The sequence below is a fragment of the Microbacterium wangyouchuni genome, assembly GCF_051546305.1.
GTDB lineage: Bacteria > Actinomycetota > Actinomycetes > Actinomycetales > Microbacteriaceae > Microbacterium.
The window spans coordinates 217,200-243,218 of the sequence record NZ_JBPTMA010000003.1 but is presented as its reverse complement, the minus strand read 5'-3'; the positions used below and the strand labels follow the sequence as shown (position 1 = coordinate 243,218).

Annotated in this window: 21 protein-coding genes; 4 read left to right on the top strand and 17 right to left on the bottom strand. The window is 64.9% G+C overall.

The window, feature by feature from the left end; genetic code table 11:
• Positions 1-37 precede the first annotated feature (37 nt).
• Positions 38-1,339 carry a glycosyltransferase family 4 protein gene (locus ACSS7Z_RS07785; RefSeq protein WP_438253933.1) on the bottom strand — a complete coding sequence of 434 codons (1,302 nt, stop codon included), beginning with the start codon at positions 1,337-1,339 and terminating at the stop codon, positions 38-40.
• A 3-nt stretch (positions 1,340-1,342) separates the two neighbouring features.
• Positions 1,343-2,524 carry a glycosyltransferase gene (locus ACSS7Z_RS07780; RefSeq protein ID WP_438253932.1) on the bottom strand — a complete coding sequence of 394 codons (1,182 nt, stop codon included), beginning with the start codon at positions 2,522-2,524 and terminating at the stop codon, positions 1,343-1,345.
• 182 nt (positions 2,525-2,706) lie between these two features.
• Here ACSS7Z_RS07780 and ACSS7Z_RS07775 point away from each other — a divergent pair, with 182 nt between their 5' ends.
• From ACSS7Z_RS07775 to ACSS7Z_RS07765, 3 genes are all read left to right on the top strand, one after another.
• Positions 2,707-3,294: a hypothetical protein gene (locus ACSS7Z_RS07775; RefSeq protein ID WP_438253931.1), complete on the top strand. Its 588-nt coding sequence runs from the start codon at positions 2,707-2,709 to the stop codon at positions 3,292-3,294.
• A 287-nt stretch (positions 3,295-3,581) separates the two neighbouring features.
• On the top strand, positions 3,582-4,952 hold the full coding sequence (mgtE, locus tag ACSS7Z_RS07770) for a magnesium transporter (protein WP_438253930.1): 1,371 nt from the start codon (positions 3,582-3,584) through the stop codon (positions 4,950-4,952).
• Positions 4,953-5,002: 50 nt separating this feature from the next.
• Positions 5,003-5,656, top strand: a complete 654-nt coding sequence (locus ACSS7Z_RS07765; RefSeq protein ID WP_438253929.1) for a Pr6Pr family membrane protein — start codon at positions 5,003-5,005, stop codon at positions 5,654-5,656.
• Here ACSS7Z_RS07765 and ACSS7Z_RS07760 read toward each other — a convergent pair.
• The 4 genes from ACSS7Z_RS07760 to ACSS7Z_RS07745 all read right to left on the bottom strand — a co-directional run bounded on the left by ACSS7Z_RS07760 (position 5,613) and on the right by ACSS7Z_RS07745 (position 11,551).
• Entirely contained in the window at positions 5,613-7,046 is a 1,434-nt protein-coding gene (locus ACSS7Z_RS07760; protein WP_438253928.1) for a flavin monoamine oxidase family protein, read from the bottom strand. The two genes, ACSS7Z_RS07765 and ACSS7Z_RS07760, sit on opposite strands and share 44 nt — an antisense overlap.
• 140 nt (positions 7,047-7,186) lie before the next feature.
• Complete coding sequence (locus ACSS7Z_RS07755; protein WP_438253927.1) at positions 7,187-8,818, bottom strand: fucose isomerase; 1,632 nt, start codon at positions 8,816-8,818, stop codon at positions 7,187-7,189.
• Positions 8,819-8,843: 25 nt separating this feature from the next.
• On the bottom strand, positions 8,844-10,355 hold the full coding sequence (locus ACSS7Z_RS07750; protein WP_438253926.1) for an FGGY-family carbohydrate kinase: 1,512 nt from the start codon (positions 10,353-10,355) through the stop codon (positions 8,844-8,846).
• 215 nt (positions 10,356-10,570) lie between these two features.
• Positions 10,571-11,551: a LacI family DNA-binding transcriptional regulator gene (locus ACSS7Z_RS07745; RefSeq protein ID WP_438253925.1), complete on the bottom strand. Its 981-nt coding sequence runs from the start codon at positions 11,549-11,551 to the stop codon at positions 10,571-10,573.
• Positions 11,552-11,690: 139 nt separating this feature from the next.
• On the opposite strand from ACSS7Z_RS07745, the gene ACSS7Z_RS07740 reads away from it, so the two are divergent.
• Positions 11,691-12,716: a lactonase family protein gene (locus ACSS7Z_RS07740; protein ID WP_438253924.1), complete on the top strand. Its 1,026-nt coding sequence runs from the start codon at positions 11,691-11,693 to the stop codon at positions 12,714-12,716.
• Positions 12,717-12,863: 147 nt separating this feature from the next.
• Here the strand turns inward: ACSS7Z_RS07740 and ACSS7Z_RS07735 are convergent, their stop codons facing one another.
• From ACSS7Z_RS07735 to dnaK, 11 genes are all read right to left on the bottom strand, one after another.
• A complete protein-coding gene (locus tag ACSS7Z_RS07735) occupies positions 12,864-14,366 on the bottom strand; it encodes an exo-alpha-sialidase (protein WP_438253923.1) in 1,503 nt (500 codons plus the stop codon).
• A gap of 46 nt (positions 14,367-14,412) precedes the next feature.
• Positions 14,413-15,279 carry a dihydrodipicolinate synthase family protein gene (locus ACSS7Z_RS07730; protein WP_438253922.1) on the bottom strand — a complete coding sequence of 289 codons (867 nt, stop codon included), beginning with the start codon at positions 15,277-15,279 and terminating at the stop codon, positions 14,413-14,415.
• Between the two features lie 79 nt (positions 15,280-15,358).
• Complete coding sequence (locus tag ACSS7Z_RS07725) at positions 15,359-16,618, bottom strand: ABC transporter substrate-binding protein (protein WP_438253921.1); 1,260 nt, start codon at positions 16,616-16,618, stop codon at positions 15,359-15,361.
• Between the two features lie 61 nt (positions 16,619-16,679).
• Positions 16,680-19,370 (bottom strand): family 78 glycoside hydrolase catalytic domain, encoded by a 2,691-nt coding sequence (locus tag ACSS7Z_RS07720; protein WP_438253920.1) that lies wholly within the window; start codon positions 19,368-19,370, stop codon positions 16,680-16,682.
• Positions 19,367-20,188 (bottom strand): carbohydrate ABC transporter permease, encoded by an 822-nt coding sequence (locus ACSS7Z_RS07715; protein WP_438253919.1) that lies wholly within the window; start codon positions 20,186-20,188, stop codon positions 19,367-19,369. The genes ACSS7Z_RS07720 and ACSS7Z_RS07715 overlap by 4 nt, the downstream gene beginning before the upstream one ends.
• Positions 20,188-21,138, bottom strand: a complete 951-nt coding sequence (locus ACSS7Z_RS07710; RefSeq protein WP_438253918.1) for a carbohydrate ABC transporter permease — start codon at positions 21,136-21,138, stop codon at positions 20,188-20,190. The genes ACSS7Z_RS07715 and ACSS7Z_RS07710 overlap by 1 nt, the downstream gene beginning before the upstream one ends.
• Positions 21,135-21,821: a GntR family transcriptional regulator gene (locus ACSS7Z_RS07705; RefSeq protein WP_438253917.1), complete on the bottom strand. Its 687-nt coding sequence runs from the start codon at positions 21,819-21,821 to the stop codon at positions 21,135-21,137. The genes ACSS7Z_RS07710 and ACSS7Z_RS07705 overlap by 4 nt, the downstream gene beginning before the upstream one ends.
• Positions 21,822-21,998: 177 nt before the next feature.
• Positions 21,999-22,427: a heat shock protein transcriptional repressor HspR gene (locus ACSS7Z_RS07700; RefSeq protein ID WP_438253916.1), complete on the bottom strand. Its 429-nt coding sequence runs from the start codon at positions 22,425-22,427 to the stop codon at positions 21,999-22,001.
• A 30-nt stretch (positions 22,428-22,457) separates the two neighbouring features.
• Positions 22,458-23,453, bottom strand: a complete 996-nt coding sequence (locus tag ACSS7Z_RS07695) for a DnaJ C-terminal domain-containing protein (protein ID WP_438253915.1) — start codon at positions 23,451-23,453, stop codon at positions 22,458-22,460.
• A 7-nt stretch (positions 23,454-23,460) separates the two neighbouring features.
• The gene (locus ACSS7Z_RS07690; protein WP_438253914.1) at positions 23,461-24,108 is read right to left on the bottom strand and encodes a nucleotide exchange factor GrpE; all 648 of its coding nucleotides are present in this window, start codon (positions 24,106-24,108) and stop codon (positions 23,461-23,463) included.
• A 2-nt stretch (positions 24,109-24,110) separates the two neighbouring features.
• The gene (gene dnaK / locus ACSS7Z_RS07685; RefSeq protein WP_438253913.1) at positions 24,111-25,976 is read right to left on the bottom strand and encodes a molecular chaperone DnaK; all 1,866 of its coding nucleotides are present in this window, start codon (positions 25,974-25,976) and stop codon (positions 24,111-24,113) included.
• Positions 25,977-26,019 lie beyond the last annotated feature (43 nt).

Genomic DNA, 26,019 nt, shown 5'->3' with positions numbered 1-26,019 from the left:
TACAGAACCAGCGCTATTGACCAGCAGACCGACCGAACTACGGAGCGGAACGCAGCACGCGCTCGTAGACCTCGATCATCGCGGCGGTGCGCGATGACTGGCGGAACGCCGCAGCGACCTCGGGGTCGGGCTTCGGGGCGGTTCCGGCTGCGATATCGGATGCTGCGCGCTGCAGCGTCGCTGCAAGCTCGGTGACGCTGGGGCCCGACACCTGCCACAGACCGCCCCGCAGCTCGCCCGCGATATCGGGGTCGCTGATGACCGTGGGCGTTCCGAGGGCTGCGGCTTCGAACGGGGTCATCCCCTGCGTCTCGAACCCGATGGACGTCTGCACGACAGCATCCGCCGCGGCGATTCGCGCGAGAGTCTCGGCATAGGACAGCCGCCCCGCAAAACGGACGCTGTCGTGCCCGCGAGCGATCTTTTCGGCGGCACGCAACTGCCCACCGCCGCCGATCACCTCGATGTCAGCATCCACCTGTGACTCGACGACCGCTTCCAGGAACGGAAGCAGGCGCTTTTCAGGGCTCATCCGTCCGAGCCAGACGAACCGCGGGCGGTGCGCGGCTGAATCGGCACTTCCGCCACGAATCAGCACTTCGGACGTGGTGTCTCGCGCAGCAAATGACGACCCATCGCCGAGCGGCCCATCACCGAGCGACCCATCACCGAGCACCTCAGCACCAAGCACCTCAGCACCAAGCACCTCAGCGAGCAGAGCATCATCGATGCCATTCCAGACGACGTCGACGCTCGGGAACACCCCGTGCTGCTCGAGCCGGCGCGCAAAATGCCCGGATGGCGCGGTCACTGCGGCCGATCCCTGTGCGATCCCTCGCAAAAACGCCCAGCCATCGCTGCCGCCGACGGCAGAACCGATTCCACGCATCGACCAGCGACGCCAGAGGTTCAGCACCGCGAGCACCTGGCGGTGCAGCGGGGTGACCGCGGCCATGCCGACATCGACGCGATTATGCATCGTGTGCACGACCGGGATGCCGTGGCGATGTGCGAAGCGGTGGCCGATGAACGCCCCCCAGAAGTCTGCTTGCACGTGTACAACGTCGACCGGAGGGCGCCGGGTGAAAGCACGGTCGATAAAGCGGTCGGTGCGCCGGCCCGGCCACGACATGGAGTATTCGCGGTCCAGCGTGATCGGCAGAGAGGGCAGATCGATCAGCGCGTCATCGCCGCCGAAGTAGCTGGCCGCGTGCATCTTCGGCGCGACCGCCGTGACGGTGTGCCCTGCGCGCTCGAGGTACTGCTTCTGCAACCTCATCGACACCTGCGCTCCGCCGAGAGATGCCAGGTGCTGATCCGCGAACAGCGCGATGTGCATCGCTTACTCCGGAAGCGGTTCGTCGCGGTAGAGCGCCTCGAAGGTGTCGAGGGTGCGGTTGATGTCGTGCACGAGCACACCGTCGAGTGATGCCTGCTGCATCCGCGCGTACTCCTCCGGTTCGGCGGTGAGCACATCGGTCAGACGCGCGGCAAGCTCGTCGGCGTTGCCCGGCTCGAACAGGTAGCCGTTGCCGCCGTTGTCGACCAGGTGCGGCAGCGCCACAGCATCCGCCGCGACGATCGGCAACGCCGACGCCATCGCCTCCATGGTTGCGATCGACTGCAATTCGGCGATGGATGCGATCACGAACAGGCTCGCCCGCGACAGGAGCGCGCGCAGCTGCTCATCGGTCGTGCGCCCATGGAAGATGACGCGGTCAGAGAGCCCGAGCTCAGCCGTAAGCCGCTCAAGGTTCTTGCGCTGGTCACCGCCGCCGACGATGTCGAATGTTGTTCCCAGTGCCGGGTCGAGCTTTGTCATCGCCTCGAGGATGACCTCGACCTGCTTCTCAGCCGTCAGTCGCCCGACGAAGATGATGCGATTCTTCTCGCGCGGGGCGATGACCGGGGTGTACTGAGTGCGATCGATTCCGCAGCTGACCGGGATGACGCCCTCGACCCCGACGGTTCGCTCCAGGAAGTCGGCCGCACGACGGGTCGGCGTGGTGATGGCGCGAGTGAGGTCGAAAGTGCGCTTGGCATCAGCCCAGGCGAACTTCAACACGATCTCGTCGATGAACTTCGGGAACGTGCTGTGATCGAGGATATTTTCGGCCATCACGTGATTGGTGGCGATGACGGGGATGCCACGCTCGGCGGCGACGCGTGCCAGACCGCGTCCGATGATGATGTGCGACTGGATGTGCACGATATCCGGCTGAACTGCGTCGAGCACCTTGCGGGCATAGTGCTTGGAGCGCCACGGCCACACAAACCGCAGCCAGTCGTGCGGGGCCCAGCGCACCGACGGCAGCCGGTGCAGGGTCATCGGCTCACCCTCGATGACCTCGGTAGCGGGGGCAGCGCGACGGTACTTCCGGTTCGGCGCGACAACGTGCACGTCATGACCGCGCTGCACGAGCCCGGCGGCCAGGCGTTCGGCAAAGCGGGCAGCACCGTTGATGTCGGGCGAGAAGGTATCGCCACCGATAAGGATCTTCAGCGGAGTGTCGGAGGAGGTCACGGATGGGAGCCTTACAGTGTGGGAGGCCCGGATCGGGGCGCAGGCAACTCTACCGGAGGGGCCCGCGCGCACTGATCAGGCCAGCCGTACTCCTGGCTGGCTGCCCTCCCGGCAGGCTGCCCTCCCGGCAGGCACCCAGCCGCTCCCGGCACTCCTGCAGTTGACCCCGGTACCGTGACAGGATGCGCCTGACAGCTTCCGCAGACCTGAGTCGTTGGATCCCCGTGACCGATCCGCTCGGCTTTCGTGGCCGTCGTCACCGCAAGGCGGCGTTGCGGATGCTGCTGGGCCAGGCTAACCAGGCGCTCGGTCGCGGCGAGAAGCAGGGCTCGCGCGTCGGCGCGTGGATGATGAGCCAGGCGGCCCCAATGATGATGCGCCGCTTCGACGGCCGCGTCCTCGCGTGGACGTGGAAGGCGGAGCCCGATCTCGTCGTCGCACTGGCCACGGTGCAGGAGCTCACCCCACAGGTGCGCATCGCCCGTGCGACCCGGCCGATCGAGTACGACGACACCGAGTCGTTTGCCACACCGCTGGGTGTCGGCGAGAAACTGGTCATCGCCACTCCGTCAGACCCGGCCAGTTCTCCTTTCGCGAGCTACAGCTGGGACACCGGCACACATCTCGTGACTCTGAACGCGATCTGCAGTGATCGCGAACGCTTCGGCGCCCTGATTCCCGCGCTCGACGATCTGGCCCGAAGCATCCGCATCGCTGACGATCTGGCCGGCGGCGAGACACCCGACGTGCTGCGGATCGATCCGGCCTGAGCTACCCCGGCAGGGCGCTTTGCATTCAGACCCCGTCCACGTGACATGAGCTAGATTGACGGGTGCGTTGCGCGACAGTTCGCGCAGGATCGCTGAGAGACGGAAAGCGGGGTGGTGACGCCATGAGCGGTGATAGTCGCCCTCACCATCCGGACCCCGCCTAGTCGCGTCGCCCCATACAACTCAGACTCCTCTTGCGGCGCCCGGCTTCGACCTGTCCATCCGAGCCGATGATCGATCGTTCGCGTATTCGTTCGCGCTCGTCGGCCTGCCCAGGAAGCACGCATATGAACACGGAGCGCATCCCCGTCCCCACCGTCGAGATCACCGACCTGATCGACACAATCGAACAGGCGCTTTCCCAACGCGATCTCGCCGCAGCATCCGCTGCCCTCACGCCGGCTTCCATCTATCAGCTGGTGCAGATCCTCGATCGGCTGAATCCGCGCCAGTGCGCCATTGTCTACCGGCTGCTGTCGAAGCAGCGGGCGCTCGAGGTCTTCGAGGCCCTGGAGCCCGAGCTGCAGGGCGAACTCGTGCACGGCCTGCAGGATGCCGAGGTCGCGACACTGTTCGCCGAGATGGACCCGGACGACCGCGTCTGGCTGCTGGAGGAGCTTCCGGCATCCGTCGCGCCCCGCCTGCTGCGTGGGCTGCCCGTCCGCGAGCGCGAGCTCACGGCTGCTGTCCTTGGCTATCCTCAGAACTCGATCGGCCGTCGGATGAGCCCCGAGTACGTCACGACGCACCCAGATCTGACCGTCGGCGAGACGATGACACGGCTGCGCGCGCGACTCGATGATGCCGAGACCATTTATACGCTCCCCGTCACCGACCACGCCCGACGGGTCATCGGCGTGGTGAGCCTGCGCGATCTGCTCGCGGCGAATGATGACGCGACGATCGACGCTCTAATGCGCGACGCTCGCACCACGCTGGCCGAAACGGACGCCGAGATCGCCGCCCGCGAGTGCACGGACCTCGGGCTGCTGGCGGTTCCCGTCGTGGACAGCGAGAACCGGTTGGTCGGCATCCTCACGATCGATGATGCCGTTCGCATTCTCAAGCGTGAAGAGAATGAGGATGCTGCGCGTCAGGGTGGCGTCGAGCCGCTCGGCCGTCCGTACCTGTCGACGCCGATCCGCAAGATCGTGCGCTCGCGCATCGTGTGGCTGTTCGTGCTCGCCATCGGGGCCACGCTCACCGTGCAGGTGCTGTCGGTGTTCGAGGCGACACTGGAGCAGATGACGGTGCTGGCGCTGTTCGTGCCACTGCTGATCGGCACCGGCGGCAACACCGGGAACCAAGCAGCGACCACCGTGACTCGCGCTCTCGCTCTGGGCGAGGTGCGACCGCGCGATCTACTGCGCGTGCTGACCCGTGAGCTGCGCGTCGGAGTATCGCTCGGAATTCTGCTGGGCTTGCTGGGATTCGCGATCACGGCGCTGGTCTACGACTGGCATATCGGCCTCGTGATCGGCTGCACATTGCTCGCCGTATGCACCGTGGCGGCGACGATCGGCGGGGTTATGCCCCTGGTCGCGCGGATGATCCGCGTCGACCCCGCGGTGTTCTCGAACCCGTTCATCACGACCTTCGTGGATGCCACGGGACTGGTGATCTACTTCGTCATCGCCCGTGCCATCCTGGGCATTTAAGTAGAATCGCCGGACGGCGTACGATCGCGTCGATGTGGAGGCTGGCGACAGTGAGGGCACGATTCACGTTCGGCGTGCTTCGTTTTGTCACAGCAGCCGTGTGCCTGATCGCGCTCGTGCACCGACTGTTCTGGGGGCTGAGCTCGCAGACCATCGCCGGTCGCAACTTCTTCGCCTACCTCACCGTTGAGTCGAACTGCGCACTGGTTGTGCTGCTCGTGGTCGGCGGCGTCCTGGCGTTCCGACGCGATGAGGATCCGCGCTGGTTCAGCATCGCGCTCTCGCTGGTACTGACCTGGACGATCACTGCGGGTCTTGCCTTCGCCCTGATCGTCTGGCAGGCAGGCCTCCGTGGCATCCGGGTGGACGTTCCCTGGTCAGATCAGGTACTTCATTTCTGGTTGCCCGCGTTTACCGCGATCGCGTGGACGCTGACTCCCGGCCACCGTTCCGTGCCGTGGTGGATCATTCCGGGCAGCCTGGCATTTCCCCTCGTCTGGGGTGGCGTGACGATGTGGCGCGGCCCCAGGATCGGCTGGTACCCGTACTACTTCCTGGACCTGCGCCAAGTCAGCGGCATCGACGAGTTCCTGATCACCAGTGGCATCGCATTGGCGATCTTCGCGCTCATCGCGATGATCCTGGCCGTGATCAGCAGAATCACTCCGGCGCGGCGGAAGGTGCAAAGAGCTCGAGCGATGTGAGCACCGCAAGGGCTGCGGCTTCATCTTCCAGCTCAGCGAATTTCTCGGCTGCCGTGCCGCCAAGGATTCCGACCAGCACGTTCTCCCCGGTAGCCGGGAGCAGGTTGATCCAGGTGCGCACGAGCTGGTCTGAGTCGACCGCGTGCCAGAGCGTCGCCTCGGTGTCCCAGAACGGCTCGTCGTAACGCAGCCACACGGTTTCAATGTGCCCCATGCCGAGGGCATTGATTGCGCCGCGATGCGGGAACGGCAGTGCCGGTGCGAACTCGATACCCTCGCGCTGCAGCACGCCCAGCGGCACGGTGATCACGACGCGATCGAACGAGGTGGATTCGCCGGTGCCGAGTCGCAGGCTGACGCCCGCATCGTCGTAGGCGATACGGGTCACCGGGGAGGCGAGTGTCAGCTGCGTCCCCTCCAACTGCTGTTTGACGTACTCTCCGAGGTCTCCGAGAATGCCGGTTCGTGCCCAGGCCGGAAGAGCCGGAGGGAACCAGCTGGACACCGTATCGGCATCCGCACCCGAGGTCGTGGTGAGGTATGCCAACAGCGCCGCGAGTTCCGGCTGATCAGGGTCGGCGCCGGTTTCTGCGAGCGCCTCGGTGAGCGAGACATCTGCTGGCAGCGACTGCGCGGCAGCGATCGCCGTCTCCAGTGCGGTGTTTCCGATGTGCTCGGTGTCCTGATCGGGCGAGCGCCAGAGCGAGGATGTCAGATCCACTGTTTCCAGATCCGCGAAGGTCGTGGCTGCGGCGTTGCCGATGGCATCGGCGCGGTCTTCGCCATCACCGTTGTCTGTGCCTGTGCCTGTGCCGTCTGCGGTGGCGGGCGGGGCGGGCAGGAGCCAGCCGCCGAGCTGGACCGGCAGCGGCCAGTCATCGTGGAGGTCTGAGTGCGCGCGTCCCCCGACACGGTCGCGTGCTTCGAAAACGGTGACCTCAATGTCAGCATCGGCGAGTTTCGCGGCGACGGCGGCACCGGCAAGTCCCGCACCGATTACCGCGATCCGCTCGCCCGGTGCCGCTGTCGCGCGGACGCGCATGGCGGCACTTTCACCGGAGTGGATCGCCCCCAGGAGCGTGCCGGGGTTCTGGGTGTCCGTCGCCTCGCCGGCAAAGAACAGCCGCCCGTCCACGGGCGCCGCCAATGTGTCACGCGTCGCCTGCTGCACGCCGATGCGGGTGAAGCTGGCGGCGCCGCGCGAGAACGGATCGGTTCCCCAGCGGCTGCGGATCAGCGCCGCGGGAGCGGGAACGCTCGTGGTCGGCAGCGGAATCGGCGAACGCGTCGGCGTCGGGGTGGGCGACGGTGTCGGGGTGCAGGATGCAAGCAGCACACTGAGGGCGCCGGCTCCGGCGCCAATCAGCAGCTCGCGACGCGTGACTCTCATCGGTCGCAAGACTACCTGCTCACGCGGCGCAGCCCGGGCGCAGCATCCACGAAAAACAGTTTCCCGCATGAGACAGGCCGTACTACGCCCTGTCTCATGCGGGAAAGCAATTCTCGCGCGGGAGTCCTCCCAGCAGCCGGTCAGATCTTGACGTCGCCGATCAGGTTGACCTTGATGCCCATGCCGTCGAACATCGCTGCCTTCGCGATCAGGGCGCGGTCAGCGGTCTCAGCATCCGGTGCGTAGACGAGCTGCGCGTGGTTTGCCTTGTGGCGGGCCATGAACTGGTCGCGCGAGACGCCGTGCAGCACGACGTGTGCGAGCGGCCATTCCTCGTTCGTCGCGGCCTTGCGGCGCTGAGTCTCCTCTTCCGGCAATTCGACGACGGATGCACGGAAGATGTCCGCCTGCAGAATGCCGTCAGCGATGAACACGCGCGACAGCACGATCTCGCCGGGCTTGGAGACGCCGTTGAGCGTGGCGCCGCCGGCGGGGAAAAAGACGTGGCCCTGGCGCCAGCCCTCGGCCTTCTCCCAGCCGCCGAGGTGCGATGCCGGCACGGAACCGGAGATCTCGTAGGCCCAGACGAACTGGCCGTTGTAGTCCTCGCCCCAGCGCACGTCGTGCAGCGTGTTGTCGGGCACGAGGCCCATCGCGCGCCAGACACGGTCGGTGACCAGAGCGTCGACGGCGACGCCCTCGTCCGCCTCGTTGAAGTGCGGGAAGGCGCGACCCTCGTGCAGCACACGCTTGCCATCACGCGAGGTGACCGGCGGGCGCTCGGTCGAGTTCAGGATGCCCTCGGCAAGGTCGGATGCCGGAACGAGGTCCTTCAACCCCTGCTGGTACTGGATGCCGACAGCATCCAATCCGAAGTCATCGGAGATACGCAGAGCAGCGATGTACATCTTCATCTGCCACTGCACCTGCTCGCGGGTGAGCTCGGTGGCGCCATCCTCACCGAAGTGGAACGTCATCCCCCGTTCGACGAGCCAGTCGAAGGCGGCATCCGCCTCTTCCTCAGCGACGTTGAGCATCTCGGCGTACAGGGCCGACTGCGACAGGCGCTCCTTGTAGATGCCGGTGTGGTTGAGCATCTCGTCATCGAAGATGGCGTTGTACATGCCCATGCAGCCCTCGTCGAAGACGCCGATGATGGCCTTCTCGTCGCGCAACTGCGCGGCAAGCGCCTGGCCGAGCTCCTTCTCCGGGCTGTCCGGCAGCGCGGGAAGAGCGCGGACGTGCGAGTAGTCGTGCGTGATCGTTCCGGTCTCGGTCCACTCCTTGAGGGTGGCCGTGAACCAGTCGTCGGTGAAGTCGACTGACCAGGTCGACGAGTACGGCTTGTCCATCTTCGTCAGGCCCGCGTTCAGGCCGAGCAGGCCGACGAGTCCGGGCCAGTCGCCGGCAAAGTTCGCGACGGTGAGGATCGGGCCCTCGTGAGTGCGGAGGCCTGCGAGCACGTGGTGCGAGTACTGCCAGTTGGCGATGGCGACGATCAGCGGGGCATCCGCCGGGATGTTCTTAAAGACCTCAAGGCCCATGCGCTGGCTGGAGATAAAACCGTGGCCGGTGGCGGGGTCGACGTCGAAGGCGCGGATGACGTTCCAGCCGAGCTCGTTGAAGACGCCGGTGACGCCGGCTTCGAGCGCAACCTGGGTCGGCCATCCGCCGACGTTGGCGGCCTCGCGCAGATCGCCAGAGGTGATCAGGTACGCGGTCTTCGGGGCGGATGCCGGACGCGTAGCCGGTGCGGGAAGGGTGTAGCTCATGCTGCTCTCCATTGGTGGTGGCGGTTCAGGCGTCGCGTTGGTCGACGGCCAGTTCGTGGATGACGTCCTTCGAGCCCTCGTACAGCCGCACGTAGCGGTCGAACAGGGTGTCGTAGAAGTCGCGAAGGTCGGGATTCGGTGTGATTTTCTGCGTGACCGGGTTCCAGTCGGTGATGACCGGTTTGTCCGCGTGGTTTTCGCCGGCGATGGCGGATGCTGCCAGGAACGCCGCCCCGTAGCTTGCGCCGATCGTGGTGGCGGGGACCTCTTGCACCAGGCCGGTGACATCGGAGACGACCTGCAGCCAGAGTTGGCCCTGCGTTCCACCGCCGACGGCGACGATTCGGCGGATATCCGCACCGGCCGCGCGCATGGTCTCGACGTTGTGGCGAACTCCCAGGGCTGTCGCCTCGAGAGCTGCGCGGTACAGGTCGCCACGGTTGTGCTGCAGGGTGAGGCCCGCGATGATGCCGCGGGCATCCGGATCTTGAATCGGCGTGCGCTCACCGGCAAAGTACGGCAGCATGAGCAGGCCGTTGGCGCCGGGACCGGATGCCTCCGCCTCGGCGAGCAGCTCCGGGTAGTCGGAACCCGTGAGGTCCTTCAGCCAGGCGGTCAGGGCGCCCGACGTCGACATTCCGCCGGCGAGGTTGCGCGTGCCGGGGAAGGCTCCGGCGGTCGTCCACATCGAGGGGGTACGCAGCGTCTGCTCGCCGGTCGCCACGAGGAACATCGTGGTGCCGTACATCAGCATGAGGTCGCCGACCCCGTGTGCGCCGACGCTGACCGCTTCTGTCCACGCGTCGATGGTGCCGGTGATGACGGGAGTGCCGGCCGGGATGCCGGTTGCTTCAGCCGCTTCGCTGGTGACAGTGCCGGCGATCTCACCCGCCCAGGTGAGCCGAGGCGGCTCGATCGTGCTGGCATACTGCTGCCACCACGGCTCGTACCAGGTCTCGTTCTCGATGTCGTAGAGCGGTGAGGTCTGGCTCGCGGACTGGTGATCGAGCACATAGGCGCCGGTGAGTTTTCGAGCGAGGAACGATGCCGGCATGAACAGGCGAGCCGCCCTGGCGAAGGCATCCGGTTCCTCGTCGGCGACCCAGGCGATCTTCGCTCCGCCCGCCTGGGAGGTGAGCGTCGAGCCGCCGATGCGGGTGATCTCGTCGATGCCAAGTTCCTCGGTCATGCGCGTGATCTGGGCGCCGGAGCGCGTGTCGACGCCGTACAGGATCGCGGGGCGCACCGGCTCATCGGCCTCATCGGTGAGCAGCACGCAGGGTCCCATGCCGCTGACTCCGACCGCGGTGATCTCGACGGCTTCCGGGCCCTGGGCCTGCTGAAGGGTCGTGATCAGTTCACCGGCGATGTCGACGAACTCGTCCCACCAGATGCGCGCGTCCATCTCCACCCAACCGGTGTGTGGACGACTCACATCGTGTGCGCGGGTGACCGTTGCAAGGATCGCGCCGTCTTCGGCTGCGAGCACGCCCTTGGTGCTGGACGTGCCGACGTCGACGCCGAGCGTGCAGCGCATGTGTCCTCCTTGATCGCGGTGCTTGATCGCGTGTGCGATCGCGTGCTTGATCGCGCGTTTGATCGCGTGTGCTTGATCGCGCGTGTGGCGAGTCTACCTGAAATCGATTTCAGCTCGCAATGGTATCGCTGCCCCTCGCTCCGGTCGCATTTGGGATGCGGGTGCCGGGTGCGGTGTGCGATGCGGTGTGTGGTGCGCGGTGCCGGCGCGAGGGGCTAGCGCGTCGCGCTGGCGGCCTGGAGTTCATTGCGCAGCACAACGGTGCGCGCGGGCTGCGTGTCACCGGAGATCCGCTCCAGCAGCATCCGAGCGGCGGTCACGCCCATGTGCCGTGCGGGGAGGCGCACCACCGTGACCGCGGTTGGCGAGAGCGTGGTGAACGGCAGCGATCCGATGACAGCGACGCCGACTTTCGGCGGTGTGAGCCCGTGCTCGGTGAGCACCTGAATCGCGCCGACTCCGATGAGGTTGTTGCCCGCGACGACGGCATCGGGCGGTTCGGGAAGCGCGAGCAGTTCTTCCATCGCAGCCCGTCCACCATCGACGCGGAAGGTTGCGAACCGCATGAGGTCATCGTCAGCCCGGCGCCCCGCCTTGGTCCGGGCATCGCGCCATCCGTCGGCGCGCTCTGCGGCGGTATCGATCTCTTGCGGGCCGCCGATGTAGGCGATGCGTTCGTAACCCGCATCGATGAGGTCCTGCGTGGCGCTTGCTCCTGCTGCCCGGTTGGCCATCACGACGCTGTCGATCTCGTACCCGGTGTCGCGGTCGACGGCGACAACAGGTCGCCCGGTGGCCAAAATCGTGTCGAGGCTTGATTCATCGGATGCTGTCGCGATGATCACTCCCGACATGTGTTCTGCGATCGCGATGCCGAGGTAGGTCGCTTCCTTCTCGAGCACCGAGTCGGAGTTGCAGAGCACGACGGAGTAGCCCGCCTCGGAGGCGACATCTTCGACTCCGCGCGCCATCTCGGTGAAGTACGGGTTCTCGATGTCCGGAATGACCAAGCCGATCACTTCGGAGCTCTGTCGGCGCAGGGAACGCGCTGTGCGATTCGGCGTGAACTTCAGCTGCTTCGCGGCGGCACGCACCGCCTCGACCTTCTGGGCCGAGACGCTCGTGCCGTTGAACACGCGCGACACCGTCGCCGGCGAGACCTGCGCGAGCTTCGCGACGTCGTAGATCGTGGACACGAGCACCTCCCAAGGTGTTCCATCACTCTTCGTGTGTGAACAGTATCGCCTGGCAACGCGCGCTGAGCGTCATTCTTGAAACCGATTGCTGCCCCGTCATTCTGCACCCTCTGAGGCCGACGCGCCCTACGATCAAGGTATGACCGACTCCGCGCTCGTCCTGGTCGCCAATGCGGGCGACAACTCCATCAGCACCTTCCAGCTCGCTGACGAACGACTCGAACGCCTGGCCGTCACCGAGGGGATCATCGGATGCTCGACCTTCGCGGTCGACGCTGCCCGCGACCTCGTCTATGCCGGGGTAAAAGGTGAACCCGCTGGCATCCTGACGCTGTCCCTCGACCGTGCGAGCGGACAGCTCACACCGCAGTCGCGGCTCGACCTCCCCAACGGAGGCATGAACTACCTTGCGCTCACGCGCAACGGCACCGGCCTGCTCGGCGCGTCTTACGGCGGTGGCTACGGCATCAGCTGCTCGATCGCGGACGGCGCCGTGGGCGATCCGGTATCGAAGGTGGAGTTCCCGAATCTGCATTCGGTGCTGCCGAGCGCAGACGGCCGCTTCGCGTACTTCGTGTCGCTGGGCGCCGACGTCGTCGCGCAGTACGCGGTGGCCGACGATGCCCGGCTTGTGCCTCTCACGCCGGAGACGGTGGCGGCTCCGGACGGCAGCGGACCGCGGCATCTCGTGCTGAACGACGCGCAAGATGCCGTGTACGTGCTCACCGAGTTCTCCGGCGAGGTACTCCACTTCACGCGTGACGTGCAGAGTGGCCAGCTCGAGCTTCACGGCGCGAGCACCGCCTACGACACGACGAAGAACCTCGGGCACAGCGTGTTCGGCGCCGACCCGGTGGCGAACCACTACATCTGGGGTGCCGACATCCACTTTGCCGGAGACAGCCACCTGTGGGCGACGGAGCGCACGGAAAGCACGCTGGGCGCGGTGACGGTGTCCGACGACGGATCCGTTTCAGCTCCGGAGCGCTTCACTGTGACCGAGCCCCAGCCGCGCGGATTCGCCGTCAGCCCCGATGGCAGGTATCTCGTGGCCACCGGCGAGCAATCCACCACCGTCTCGCTCTACGCCGTCCACGGCGACGACCTCGAACTTCTCCAGCAGGCTGAGACCGGCCGCGGTGCGAACTGGGTCCGGTTCGTCTGATTCCAGAACGCACAAACCGTCCATCCCGTGGCTCGGGAAGGACGGTTTGCGTGTTCTCGACGTGATGCGTCATTCCGAAAACTCGAACATAAATGGGCCGCCTTCCCAAGGAAGACGGCCCATTCGTAGAGCGCTACTTACGCTCGATCAACGCCGCCCATTCACATTGACCCAAGCGGAGTAGTCGGACTCCTCCCCTGCGCCGTACTGGTTGACTGCTGTCACCGTGATGCGGTAACGCCCCGGGTGCAGTTCAGTGAGTGTGGCGCGGGTGTCGTCGGCGTCAGCTTCGACCGTCGCGGTTCGTCCCGACGTGGCCTCAGCGGTAATGACATAGCCCGTGATAGCAGCATCCCCCTGCTGGGCCGGAGGCGTCCAGATCGCCGAGAGCGAGCGATTCTGACCGATGGCACGCAGGGTCGTGATCTCGCCGGGGACGTCGCGCAGCGAAATCTCGGAAACCGGAACGCGTGTGAGCTGCGCGTCCTCCTTGTTCGTGCCGTACGACATGTACAGGTGGTCATCCCAGACGATGCTCTTCGGATAGCTGTAGCTCGGCTTCCGATTGACGACTCCCTGATATCGACGCGGCTGCAGGTCATCAGCATCCCGAAGCGTATACCCAGTGTCGAACGTCTCGCCATCCGCGCTCAGCAGGATCGAAAGCGGAATGCGCTGATTGTTTCCAGTGGGGTTTCCGACGAGGTAGGAGGTCCCGTCCGGCAGGTTTCCTGCACTCTGCTTGGTGCGGCTGTCTGGGATGTTCGTCAGCACGGACTCGCTCCAGGTCTCACCCTCGTCCTCACTAATTGCAGCGAGCTTGTAGAAGGTGTTGCCCTGGTCCCGGAAGACCATGACAACTGAGCCATCCGGCTGCTGGAACCAGCTCGGCTCGAGCTCGCGAGACATGTCATCGGTGTTCGGCTGATTCTCGAACTCACCCTGGGTCCAGCCGGTGACCCCCAGCGGGTCATCCGTGTAGAACGGCTTGACGTGCAGCCCGGGCTGCACGTGGAACGCGGTGAGAATTCGTCCGCCTGGCAGCGCCTTGACGTCCTGCTCGATGATTCCGTTGATTGGCTGTCCGTCAGCTCCGGTCACCCGCTGGGGCTCTGTCCAGTTCACTCCGTCAGTGCTGGAGATGTACTCGGCATAGCCGCCGCGCGGGCTCGTCGATGCCGGCCAGACGTTGAGATAGGCGATCAGCGTCTCACCATCCGTCCACCACCCGCCGTTCGAGGTGTATCCGTCTTCACGGGGCTGAGTCATATGCACCGGCGCGCTCCAGTCGTCGCCGTCAGAGCTGACGCTGTACGTAACGACCGTGTCCGGAGTGTCCTCGTCCCACTCAGACGTCTGCCACTGAGCGTAGAGCTTGCCCTTGAATGGCATCAGCACGACGCCGTGGTTGAACTTCAGGTCATCATCACCGGGCGCGAAGATCGTGATGGTTTCCGCACCTTCAGACTGCGGTAGGCCCAGCGTGTTCGTGTCGGCGAGGTCGATGAGACCGTCCGCTACCCGAATGGGTGCGTCATCGACGTTGGCGTAGGCCGGAGCAGATGTCAGTCCGGCGATCAGTCCGACGACGCCGAGCACCGCAGCTGCAGTCAGCCGCCGCTTCCTCGACGGGGTGGGTGAGGGCAACATTGCAATCTCCATTTCCTGGGCTCCCAGTGTTTGGGCGCCACGATTTTCAGTGGTGCGACTGGACCGCGCGCTCAAGACGCGCCAGCGTCGCGGCATCGGGCTCAGGAATCGGCATCCGCCGACCGCCGACCGGATGCCCCGCGAACCGGTGGACCGCCCGCATACGCGCGGGCGATCCCTGTACCGATTCGACGACTTCATCGATATCGACCTGCAACTGCGCCACACGTTCTTCATCCCCGGCGATGAGCGCTTCCCGCATCGCCACGAAGGGACGTGCGAACGCAGATGCAACGCCGGAGATCACTCCATCAGCCCCTGCCAAACCTGCACGGGCGAAGTCACCGTCCGATCCGGTGTAGATCCGGAATCCTTCGGGGAGCCGCTTCCGGAACGACGAGATGAGCTCGAGAGATTCTCCGCTCACCTTCACCCCGACCACACCCGACAGCCCCGCAAGTCGGACGATGAGCTCCTCATCGACCGGGATACCAGTGCGCGCTTCGAACATGTAGATGTAAACATCGAGTCCCGCGGCTTCGGCGACGACCTCGCTGAAGAAGTCGAAGACATCCTCGGGCGGCGCCGGAAGATAGTACGGCGTGAGGACCGCGATCTCGGTCGCACCGGCCTCGCGCGCTCCCAGGATGAGCTGCGAGACCTCGAAACGGCTGGCCGCCCCGACGTGCACGATGACTCGCATGCCCTGGAGCACCTCGACGGAGAGCCGAGCGATGAGGTTGCGCTCCTCGATCGAAAGTGCCGGGAACTCGCCGGTGGTTCCGAGGACGAGAGCCCCCTGAACTGTGGAATCGGCAACGTACTCGAGGATCGTCCGGCTGCCTGCCAGGTCGAGGGCACCGTGCTCGTCGAAGGCGAGCGGAATGGCGGTGATGATGTCGTGCGTAGGCATGCGTGTGCTGTCTTTCAGAAGTGATGACGGTGGGCACTTCGGGGCGGAGGCGATCGCATCCGCCCCGAAGCCAGATGGATTAGCCGGCGAAGGCCTCATCCATCGAACGCAGAACATCGTCCGAACCGGCCTGGCCGGAGAACAGCTGCTGCGAGCCGATGAACAGAGCAGACTGCGCCTTGGCATTCGGCCAGCCCTGATCGGGCATCGGCGCCGTGCGACCGGCGGCGATGACGTCAGCTGCGGTCTGCATGACGTCGTCGAGCTCGACCTCTGTGGTGACCAGCGCGGGGATTCCAGGAGCAGCGTCGAACCAGATGCTCGTTGCCTCGGGCGTTGCGAGCCAGTCGACGAAGTCGAGTCCATTCACCTTGTTCTTCGCACCCTCGTTCACGGCGAAGCTCACACCGATTCCGCGGGCGATCGAAGGCTCACCGGAGTCGTCACCGGGCAGCGGGAAGAAGCCGAACTCGGTGCCCTCCGCAGCTGTCGAGGCGATCTGCGGGTACGAAGCCAGCACCTGGACGACGCCGACGGCTTCGCCCGAGTTGACCAGCTCGTACGACGCTGTGACGTCGGTGCCCAGCGGGTCCGCGTTGAAGCATCCGGCTTCGTCCATCTCGAGATACTTGTCGAACGCATCGCCCCAGCCCGATCCCGCGAACGTCGCCGAGCCGTCGGTGAGCTGCTCGTCAAAGTCGGGATCATCCGCGTACACGGTGGCCGCGACGAGCGCGTAGGGCACCAGCTGAGTAACCCAGTCGGTCTGGATGCCGAGTGCGAAAGCGACCTTGCCGGCGGATGCCACGTCGCCGCAGTAGCTGAGCAGCTCGCTGTAGGTCGTCGGAATCTCCAGCCCCAGCTCGTCGAGAGTGGCCTTGTTGTAGATCGTGCCGACCGCGTCGAGCTTGGAGGGCAGCCCGTACGTCTTGCCGTCGATTTGCAACGTTTCAGCCGTGCCAGGGTCAACGTCACTCACCCAGTCCCGGTCCGAGAGATCCGCGAGGTAGCCGGCCCCCTGGAGCACGTCGATCGCACCCGGATTGCCGCCGCCGGCCCAAACGGTGAAGACATCGGGTGCTGTCCCGCTGCTGAGCTGAGTGCGGATGGTGGTCTGGAACTGAGAGGTGTCGGCGACAGTCAGGTTGATGTCGAGGCCGGTCTTCTCCTTGTATGCCTCAACAACCGCTTCCATCGGACCCTGGTTGTTCGAGGTCGTAGCGATGGTGAGTGCGTCGGTCGGCTCGGTGGGCGATGTCGGCTCCGACGCCGAGCATGCTGACAGGCTCAAGCCCGCGACAGCGACACCGGTTGCGACGGCTATGTAACGCAATTTCATGGTGAGTAAACTCCAATGCAGGAAGGGGGCGGGAGCCCCCGATACAGGTGGTAAAGGGTTGTCAGAGGGTGCGCCCGGCCGGGAAACGGAATTCATAGGCTCCGGATTCCAGCCGAAGATGGGTGCCCCGCTGATCTCGATCCATCAGGGTGACGCCGTGCGAGTGCGTCGCGTTCTCGCCTCCTTCCGTGATTTCGGATGCTGTTGGCACGACCGCCGTGGCACCAGGGCCCGGCGGGACAACGACCGACCAACGGATCTGGTCATCCTCACGCCGCCAGGTGCTCACTACCCGACCGCGCGGAGTCTCAAGCGAGCCTTCCGCGTGGTCGAGGAAGGGATCGAATCGAGGTGCGAGCTCGATCTCCCGGTACCCGGCGGATGCAGATTCCTGCCCGATGCCGAGAATGCCGGAGAGGAACCACTCTCCGACCGATCCCAACGAATAGTGGTTGAAGCTGTTCATTCGCGCGGATTGGAATCCGTGCTCGGGCGTCCAGCCGTCCCAGCGTTCCCAGATCGTAGTGGCACCGTTCTTCACGGAGTACAGCCACGACGGGTACTGATCATTGTGCAGCAGCCGGAAGGCGAGATCTTCGCGACCGATCTGAGCGAGAACTGGGCACAGCAGGCCGACGGTGACAAACCCTGTCGTCAGCGAGACCTCGCGCCGTTCGACGGTTTCGACGAGTTTCACAGCGATACGATCGCGTTCGACGTCTCCGGCGAACAGGCCGAAGGCAAGCGTCAGCAGTTGTCCGCCCTGCGTGTCACCGGCGACCGTGCCGTCGGCTGCGATGAAGTTCGATCGGTAAACGTCGACAATGCGCGCGTGCAATTCCTCGATCTCGGCCGCTTCCACGTCACGGCCCAGCACGCGTAGCGACCGCGCTGCGAGATTCGCACTGTGCGCGAAGTAGGCCGTTGAGAGGACATCCTTGCGTGTCTCTTCGCCGATCTGCAGCCAGTCCCCGTAGTCATTGCCGACCTGGGCGCGCCAGATCAAGTCGGGGTTGTGTCGTTCGATGTGGCGAACCCAAGCGATCATCGAATCCGCCGCCTCGGCCAGCACGGCGTCCTCGCCGGTTGCACGATAGACGCTCCAGGGGATCGTCACGCCGCCGTCACCCCACGCGGGGGCGCCTTCACGGAGGTGGATGAGATGCGGGGCGATATCGGGGAAGGCACCGTCGGCACTCTGCGCGCTGCGCACATCGCGCATCCAACGACGCAGCAGCGGGCCGAGATCTGCGAGCGCGAGGGCGGTCGGAGCGAAGACCTGGGCGTCCGCGAGCCACCCTAGCCGCTCGTCGCGTTGCGGGCAGTCGGTCGGGATGGAGACGAAGTTGCCCCGAAGCCCCCATTCGATGTTCTGGAAGAGCCGATCCAGCGATGAATCTGACGAGGCAAACTCGCCGAGCATGTCGACGTCGTTGTGCAGAACAATCGCTTCGATATCGGATGCGAGCAGTTCTCCCGCTATCCCCTGAATCTCAGCAAAGCGAAAACCGTGCAGTGTGAACCGCGGTTCGAAAACCTGCTCGGCGTCACCGTTGGTCCAGAAGACATCGACGGGTTCTGCTGTGCGCAGGTTGGCGGTGTACAGCTCACCGTGATCGAGGACCTCGGCATGGTTCAGCTGGATGCGACGATCCGCCGGCTGGTCGCGGAGGGTGAGCCGTACCCGTCCGACGAGATTCTGGCCGAAGTCCACGATGAAGCGGCCGGGTTCGCGCTGATCCACCGCGAGGGCAGGTAAGCGCACAGTCGTCCGCACGCCGGGGTCCACCTCAGGGGTGAGCAGTTCGACAGACCGATCGGTGATCACGGCATCCGACCAATCGGTGATGTCGTGCTCGGGAAGGTGCCAGTCGGGCTCGGCGCGACGCGAGTCCTCGTACTGCCCCATGAGCATGTCGGCGTAGAGGATGTCTGACGCGTCTTCCTTCCACCCCTCGCCTGTGGCGAGAATCTCTCGTCCGCCGTCGCCGGTGTCCAGCATGAGCTGCGCCAGCAACGCGGGCTGCTTGCCGTAGTGCTGCGCCTGATGGCGACGATCGGTACCGATGAAGCCCACGTACCATCCGTCGCCGAGCAACGCGGCAATGCTGTTACGACCGGCGCGCAGGTGTTTGGTGACGTCCCACGACTGGTAGGTGATGCGATCGCGGTACTCGGTCCACCCGGGTGCGAGTTCATCCGTTCCGACTTTGCTGCCGTTGATGTACAAACGGTATGCACCCTGCGCTGAGACATGGACTTTGGCCGCTGTCGGCACCTCATCCAGGTCGAAGTGGCGCACGAAACGGCGTACCGGTTGCAACTTGTTGACGGTGAAGCTGATGTCGGTGTCCTGCGGCGGCAGAGCGGTGTGCCGGAAGACCGGGTTGCGGCCGATCCATGCCGCAGTCCACTCGTCGCGGTGCACGATGCCGGTCGCGAACGTCGCGCTGCTGCGCATGCTGACGCCGTGTTCATCCTCAACTTCGAGCGTCCATACGTAGTCGGCCGAGGTTGCCAGCGGTGCACCGGCGTAGCGTGCGCCCACCGTCACATCGGTCTCGACCCGGCCTGAATCCCAGACGGTGGCCGCCACGCCTGTCGGAAGGCGAAGCGCGACGACGATGCGGAATGCCGACTGTCGGGCGCCTCGGCGATCAGCGCGCAGTCGCCAGGAGAACGCGGGCGCTGAGATGAGGCCCTGCGGCTCGTGTTGACCGTCGGCGCGCAGCGCGTAAGCTTCGAGACTCATCCCTTCAGCCCTCCAGCGAAGCCCTTGATGATCTGCTTCTGCATCAGGAAGTACACCAGGAGCACCGGCGCCACGCTGATGACCAGACCGGCGAAGACCACTGGCCAGTTGGAGACGAATTGACCAACGAACGCGTACAGCGCGACGGTGACGGTCTGCTGCGGCGTGCCACTGAGGTAGAGCAGCGGCACCAGGAAGTCGTTCCAGACGGTGATCGCATTGAGGATGATGACGGTGCCGGTGATCGGCCGCAGCAGGGGGAACACGATACTCAGGAAGGTGCGGAACGTGCCCGCGCCGTCCAGCGCTGCCGCCTCTTCGTAGTCGCGCTCGAGTGTGCGCAGGAAACCCGTGTACAGGAATACCGAGAACGGCACCTGACTGCCGGTGTAGAACAGGATCAATGAGCCGAGCGAGCCGAGCAGGCCGAGGTCTCGCATCGTCTGGTAAAGCGGGATGAGCGCGACCTGAAAGGGGATCATCATGCCGACGAGTACGACCCAGAACAGTGTGGTCGAAAGCTTCGACATCACCCGCGCGAGAGGATAGGCGGCCATCGAAGAGATGGCGACGATCAGCACGACGCTGGTGATGGTGACTATCGCACTGTTCAGCAGCGCCTGCGCGAGACCCGCCTGGTTCCACGCTTCGATGAAGTTCGCGAATGTCGGTTGCGCGGACGGCACGAGCGGCGATGTCGCCTCATTCGCCGGCCGCAACGCCATGTTGACGAGAATGTACACCGGGAAGATGAAGACGACCGCAGCGATGAGCATCACGATCTCGCGGGCGAACGTGCCCTTCGTGTAACGGAACATCAGTTTACCTTCCGCGCCATGCGCTGCTGCCCGACAGAGAAGAACACCACGATGACCGCGAGCACGAGCGCCAGTGCGATGCCGTAGCCGAATTCGTTGAACTGGAAGGCGGATTTGTACAGCAAGGTCGACATCGTCTCCGTCGAGCCACCAGGGCCTCCGGCGGTGAGCACGAAGACCTCGGTGAACATCTTCAGCCCCCCGATGATCGTGAGCATGATGTTGATCGCCGTAGCGGGTGCGAGCAGGGGCCACGTGACCGACCAGAACCGACGCCAGGATCCGGCGCCGTCGACCGCTGCGGCTTCGTTGATCTCCTGAGGGATCGACTGCAGCCCCGCAATGTAGATGACCATCGAGTATCCGGCGTGCTGCCAAACGATCATCATCACGACGGATGCTGCCGCCCAGAAAGGGTCACCCAGCCAGCTGGGCGCCAGGTCCCCGAGGCCGACGGCACCCAGCACCGTGTTGACCGCACCGTTCGGTGTGAGCAGGAACTTCCACAGGTAGGCGACGACGACGGGCGTGATCACGACCGGAGCAAAGAAAAGCACACGCAGGAAGTTCTGCGACTTCAGGCCGCTGTTCACGCCCAGTGCGAGGAGAAGCCCGATGCCGTTTTGAAGAACCGTCACGGCGATCGCGAAGATCAGCGTCATCTTCAGCGCTTCGAGTGAGCTCTGCGTCGTGAAGATGCGGACGAAGTTGTCAAACCCGATGAAGTCGTAGTTCTGGGACAGCCCATCCCAGTCTGTGAATGCGAGAACCGCACCGCGCACCGAGGGCACGAGGACGGCAAAGGCGTAGAAGATCAGTGCAGGGATGGCCAGTACGAGCAGTGTGCGCGACTGCGCCACCCCGACGAAGCGCCGACGCGCTGCCGGCACCTCAGCGGCCGGCTTCTGCTCGATCACGTCTGCAGATCGCTCGATATCGACAGTCGTCATGACACCTTCATCTCGTCCAGTGGGATCAGCGCTTCGACGGCGCTCGCCATGCGTGCACGTGCGCCGTCAAGGTGCTCACGCAGCTCGGTTTGGATCTTCACGACATCGCCCTCTTCGATGAGGTCGATGAGTCGGCCATGATCATGTGCGGAAGGATGCAGGTCAACATCCTCTTCGACGGTGAGCTGCATCAGGCTGGCGAAGACGGGCTCGTATGCCTCCCAGACGTCGACGAGCCGGCGGTTGCCGCTCATTTCATAGAGCAGGGCGTGGAAGCGCATGTCCGCGTCGGCGAAGTCGGCCGCGGCAGAGCGTCCGGCACAGGCGACCATCTCATCCACGATCGCGCGCCCGGTCCGCAGATGCGCTTCGGACGAGCGCGACACCGCGCGGGTCACTGCGCTCACTTCGATCGACTCGCGCAGCTCGTAGAGGTCGTTGATGTCACTCTGGCTGAGTCCGACGACGAAGTAACCGCGGCGACGGGATTCGACCAGCCCCTGCGACTCGAGTTGACGGAGCGCATCGCGGACGGGGCCTCGGCTGACGTCGTATTGCGAGGCAAGCGAGTCCTCAACCAAATGAGTCCCGGGCTCAAGCTGCCGACGCACGATCTGGTCGCGCAGAACGCCAGCGAGCTGCTCGCCGAGAGCGGGAGCGCGGGTAGGTCGGATTGACACCATGACATCACCTCTTTGTGTACCGTTAACGATTGACAGTTAACTGGAATCGATTTCAGAAGTCAAGTACGGGCCACGCAGCGCGCGTTCAACAAGCGCAAATGGCTGCATCTCGGAGGAGAATGCAGCCATTTGCGCTTGTTGAACAGGAAACGGTGGCGCGCCGACGCGCCAGCAGCCTCAGCCTTCGGTGCGCCCGCCGGGGCGCCACAGCACCACATCGGTGGACCGGCGGATGCGGCGACCGCTGAGAACCGGAATGACACCGCCGGCTCCCGCAGCGAAGACTCGCACACCCGGACGGTTCTCGCGTTCCGCCCGCAGCGACGTCTCGAGCTCGACGACTCGGCTGCGCAGCATCCGCACCTCATCCTCGAGATCCAGCAGGCGTGCGATCGCCGGAAGGCTCATACCCTCGGCGCTGAGGCGCGCAACCTCACGCAGCTGCTGGATGTTGCGTGCAGAATAACGACGCGAGCCGCCACGGGTGCGCCCGGGAATGACCAGTCCGATGCGGTCGTACTGGCGCAACGTCTGCGGATGCATCGCGGCGAGTTCGGCTGCGACGGCGATCGCGAAGATCGGGGCGTCTTCATCCTCGACCATCATGATCACCTCCGCAGTTCGAACTCGTCATCATCAGGCCTGGGCCTTTGCCATCATCTCCGCGCGCGGGTTCTCTTTCGGCTCCGCCGCTTGGAAGGCGAGCAGCGCTTCCTTGGCTGCGTCGTCGAGGTGGGTCGGGACGGCGACCTGCAGCTCGGCGAGCAGGTCACCGGTGCCTTTCGAGGTCTTGACTCCGCGTCCCTTGACACGCAACACACGACCGGACGGCGTGCCCGGTGCCACCCGGAGCTTGACGATGTCGCCGCCCAGAGTGGGCACCTCGATCGTCGCCCCCAGCGTCGCCTCGGTGAAGGTCACCGGGACCGTCACTCGCAGGTTTAGGCCGTCACGCGTGAAGACCGGATGCGAGCGCACCTTGATCGTCACGACGATGTCACCCGTTTCCCCGCCGTCCGGCGAGGGTCGACCCCGACCGCGCAGACGAATCTTCTGTCCGTCAGCGACACCGGCAGGGATCTTCACCTTGAACGGCTTGCCGTCCTCGCCCTGCAGCGAGATGGTCTCACCCTGCACAGCGGTGGCGAAGTCGAGCGTCGTGCGCGCCGTGACATCGGAACCCTTCTGAGGTCCCCCGAAGCCGCGGAACCCGCCGCTGGTCTGGCCGAAGCGTCCGTTTCCGAACGATCCGCCCTGACCTTGACCCTGATTGAACATCGCGAAGATGTCCTCAAAGTCAGCGTTGCTCTGACCGCGGCCGCCCTGGCCGAATCGGCTGAACACGTCCTCGAAGCCGCCAGCGGCGCCCGCACCGCCTGAGGTGAAACGGGCACCCGAGCCCATCGCCCGGATCTCGTCGTACTCCTTGCGCTGCTCCGCGTCGGAGAGCACCGAGTACGCCTCGCTGACCTCCTTGAACTTCGCCTCCGCTTTGGCATCACCCTGATTGGAATCCGGGTGATGCTTGCGCGCGAGCTTACGATACGTCTTCTTCAGATCCGCATCGCTGACGTCTTTGGCGACGCCGAGCGTCTTATAGAAGTCCTTATCGAACCAATCCTGGCTGGCCATAGGGCTCCTACTCCGCGGGGACGGCGACGACGACCTTCGCCGGGCGCAACTCGACATCACCGAGGCGGTAGCCCACCTCGACGACCTCGAGAATCGTGGATGACTCGGCACCCGGAGTCGGCTGCTGGAAGATCGCCTCGTGGTGCTGGGGGTCGAACTCCTCGCCCTTCGCACCGTAGGCAACCACGCCCAGCCGCTCGACGACCGCGCGAATCTTCTCGCCGATCACAGCAAAGGGGGTGCCCTCCACCAGATCACCGTGCTGCGCTGCGCGATCGAAATCGTCGAGCACCGGGAGCAGACCCTTGGCGGCCTCTCCCTTCGCGCGCTCGATCTCGACCTGACGCTGCTCTTCCGTACGCCGACGGTAGTTGGCGTACTCGGCCTGCAGCCGCTTGAGGTCGTTCAGCAGAGTAGTTTCCAGATCTGCCAGGACCGCGTCTTCCGCAGCAGCCTCACCGGTCTGATCGGCACCGAGGATGTCGTCGACCGTCAGTTCGTCGTCCGAGTCGATGATCGAATCATCCGAACCCTCAGCGGCAGCCGCGTCAGCGGAGTCCGGGTTCTCCTGCGACGCGGGGCCGGATGCCGCAGCATCCGACCCCTCGTCCTCAGGACGAACCTCGCCGTTCTCGTCGAAGTTCTTATCCTTCATGGTTACTTCTTTTCCTCGTCCTCGTCGTCGATGACCTCGGCGTCGACGACATCCTCCTCGCCGGAGGCGTCAGACTCACCGGCCTCGCCGTCAGCGGACTCGCCGGCCGCGGCATCCGCCTGCGACTGTGCGTAGATCGCTTCGCCGAGCTTGCCCTGCGACTCGTTCAGCTTGTCGAAGGCCACCTTGACGGCGTCATCGTCTTCGCCGGCCAAAGCCGTCTTCAGAGCGTCGACGTCGGCCTGGACTTCGTCCTTAACATCGGCGGGAAGCTTGTCCTCGTTCTCCTTGATGAGCTTCTCGATCGAGTACGAGAGCGTCTCGGCCTGGTTGCGCTGCTCGAGAGCTTCCGCGCGCTTCTTGTCCTCGGCGGCGTTCTCCTCGGCCTCGCGGACCATGCGCTCGATGTCTTCCTTCGACAGCGACGAGCCGCCGGTGATCGTCATCGACTGCTCCTTGCCGGTGCCCTTGTCCTTCGCGGACACGTGCACGATGCCGTTGGCGTCGATGTCGAACGTGACCTCGACCTGCGGGATGCCCCGCGGCGCCGGAGCGATTCCGGTGAGCTCGAACGTGCCGAGCGGCTTGTTGTCGCGGGTGAACTCGCGCTCGCCCTGGAAGACCTGGATCGCCACAGACGGCTGGTTGTCATCTGCCGTGGTGAAGGTCTCGCTGCGCTTGGTCGGGATCGCGGTGTTGCGGTCGATGAGCTTGGTCATGCGTCCGCCCTTGGTCTCGATGCCGAGGCTCAGCGGGGTGACGTCGATGAGGAGAACGTCCTTGCGCTCGCCCTTGAGGACGCCGGCCTGGAGCGCGGCGCCGACGGCGACGACCTCATCCGGGTTCACGCCCTTGTTTGCTTCCTTGCCGGTTTCGCGCTTGACGAGCTCAGCAACAGCAGGCATACGGGTCGATCCACCGACGAGCACGATGTGGTCGATCTCGCTGACCTTGATGTTCGCCTCGCGGATGACGTCTTCGAACGGCTTCTTCGTGCGGTCGAGGAGGTCCTTGGTGAGGTCCTCGAACTTGGCGCGCGTGATCGTCTCGGACAGCGACACGGGGCCGGAGTCGGTCAGCGACAGGTACGGCAAGTTGATGGAAGTGCTGGTCGAGCTCGACAGCTCCTTCTTGGCCTGCTCGGCTGCTTCCTTCAGACGCTGCAGCGCGATCTTGTCACCCGATACGTCGACACCGCTGGTGTCCTTGAACTGCTTGATGAGGTGGTCGACCAGGCGCTGGTCCCAGTCGTCACCGCCGAGGCGGTTGTCACCAGAGGTGGAGCGCACCTGAATGGTGGAGAAGTCGTCGTCCTTGCCCACTTCGAGCAGCGAGACGTCGAAGGTTCCGCCACCGAGGTCGAAGACGAGGATGAGCTCGTCTTCCTTGCCACGGTCGAGGCCGTAGGCGAGGGCCGCAGCGGTGGGCTCGTTGATGATGCGCAGGACGTTGAGTCCGGCGATCTCGCCGGCTTCCTTCGTAGCCTGACGCTCGGCGTCGTTGAAGTACGCGGGAACAGTGACCACAGCATCCGTCACTGTGTCACCGAGGTAGGACTCGGCGTCGCGCTTGAGCTTCATGAGGATGCGCGCGGAGATCTCCTGCGGCGTCCACTTCTTGCCGTCGACGTCGAAGCCCCAGTCGGTGCCCATGTGACGCTTGACGGATGCAACGGTGCGGTCAACGTTCGTGACAGCCTGACGCTTCGCGGTCTCGCCGACGAGAATCTCGCCGTCCTTCGTGTACGCGACCACCGACGGGGTGGTGCGGAAACCCTCAGCGTTGGCGATGACCTTCGGCTCGCCACCCTCGAGGACGCTGACGACGGAGTTCGTCGTTCCGAGGTCGATTCCAACAGCACGTGCCATGTGTTTTCTCCTTCTGAGTTGAAGTTCGTTAGTGAAGTTCTGT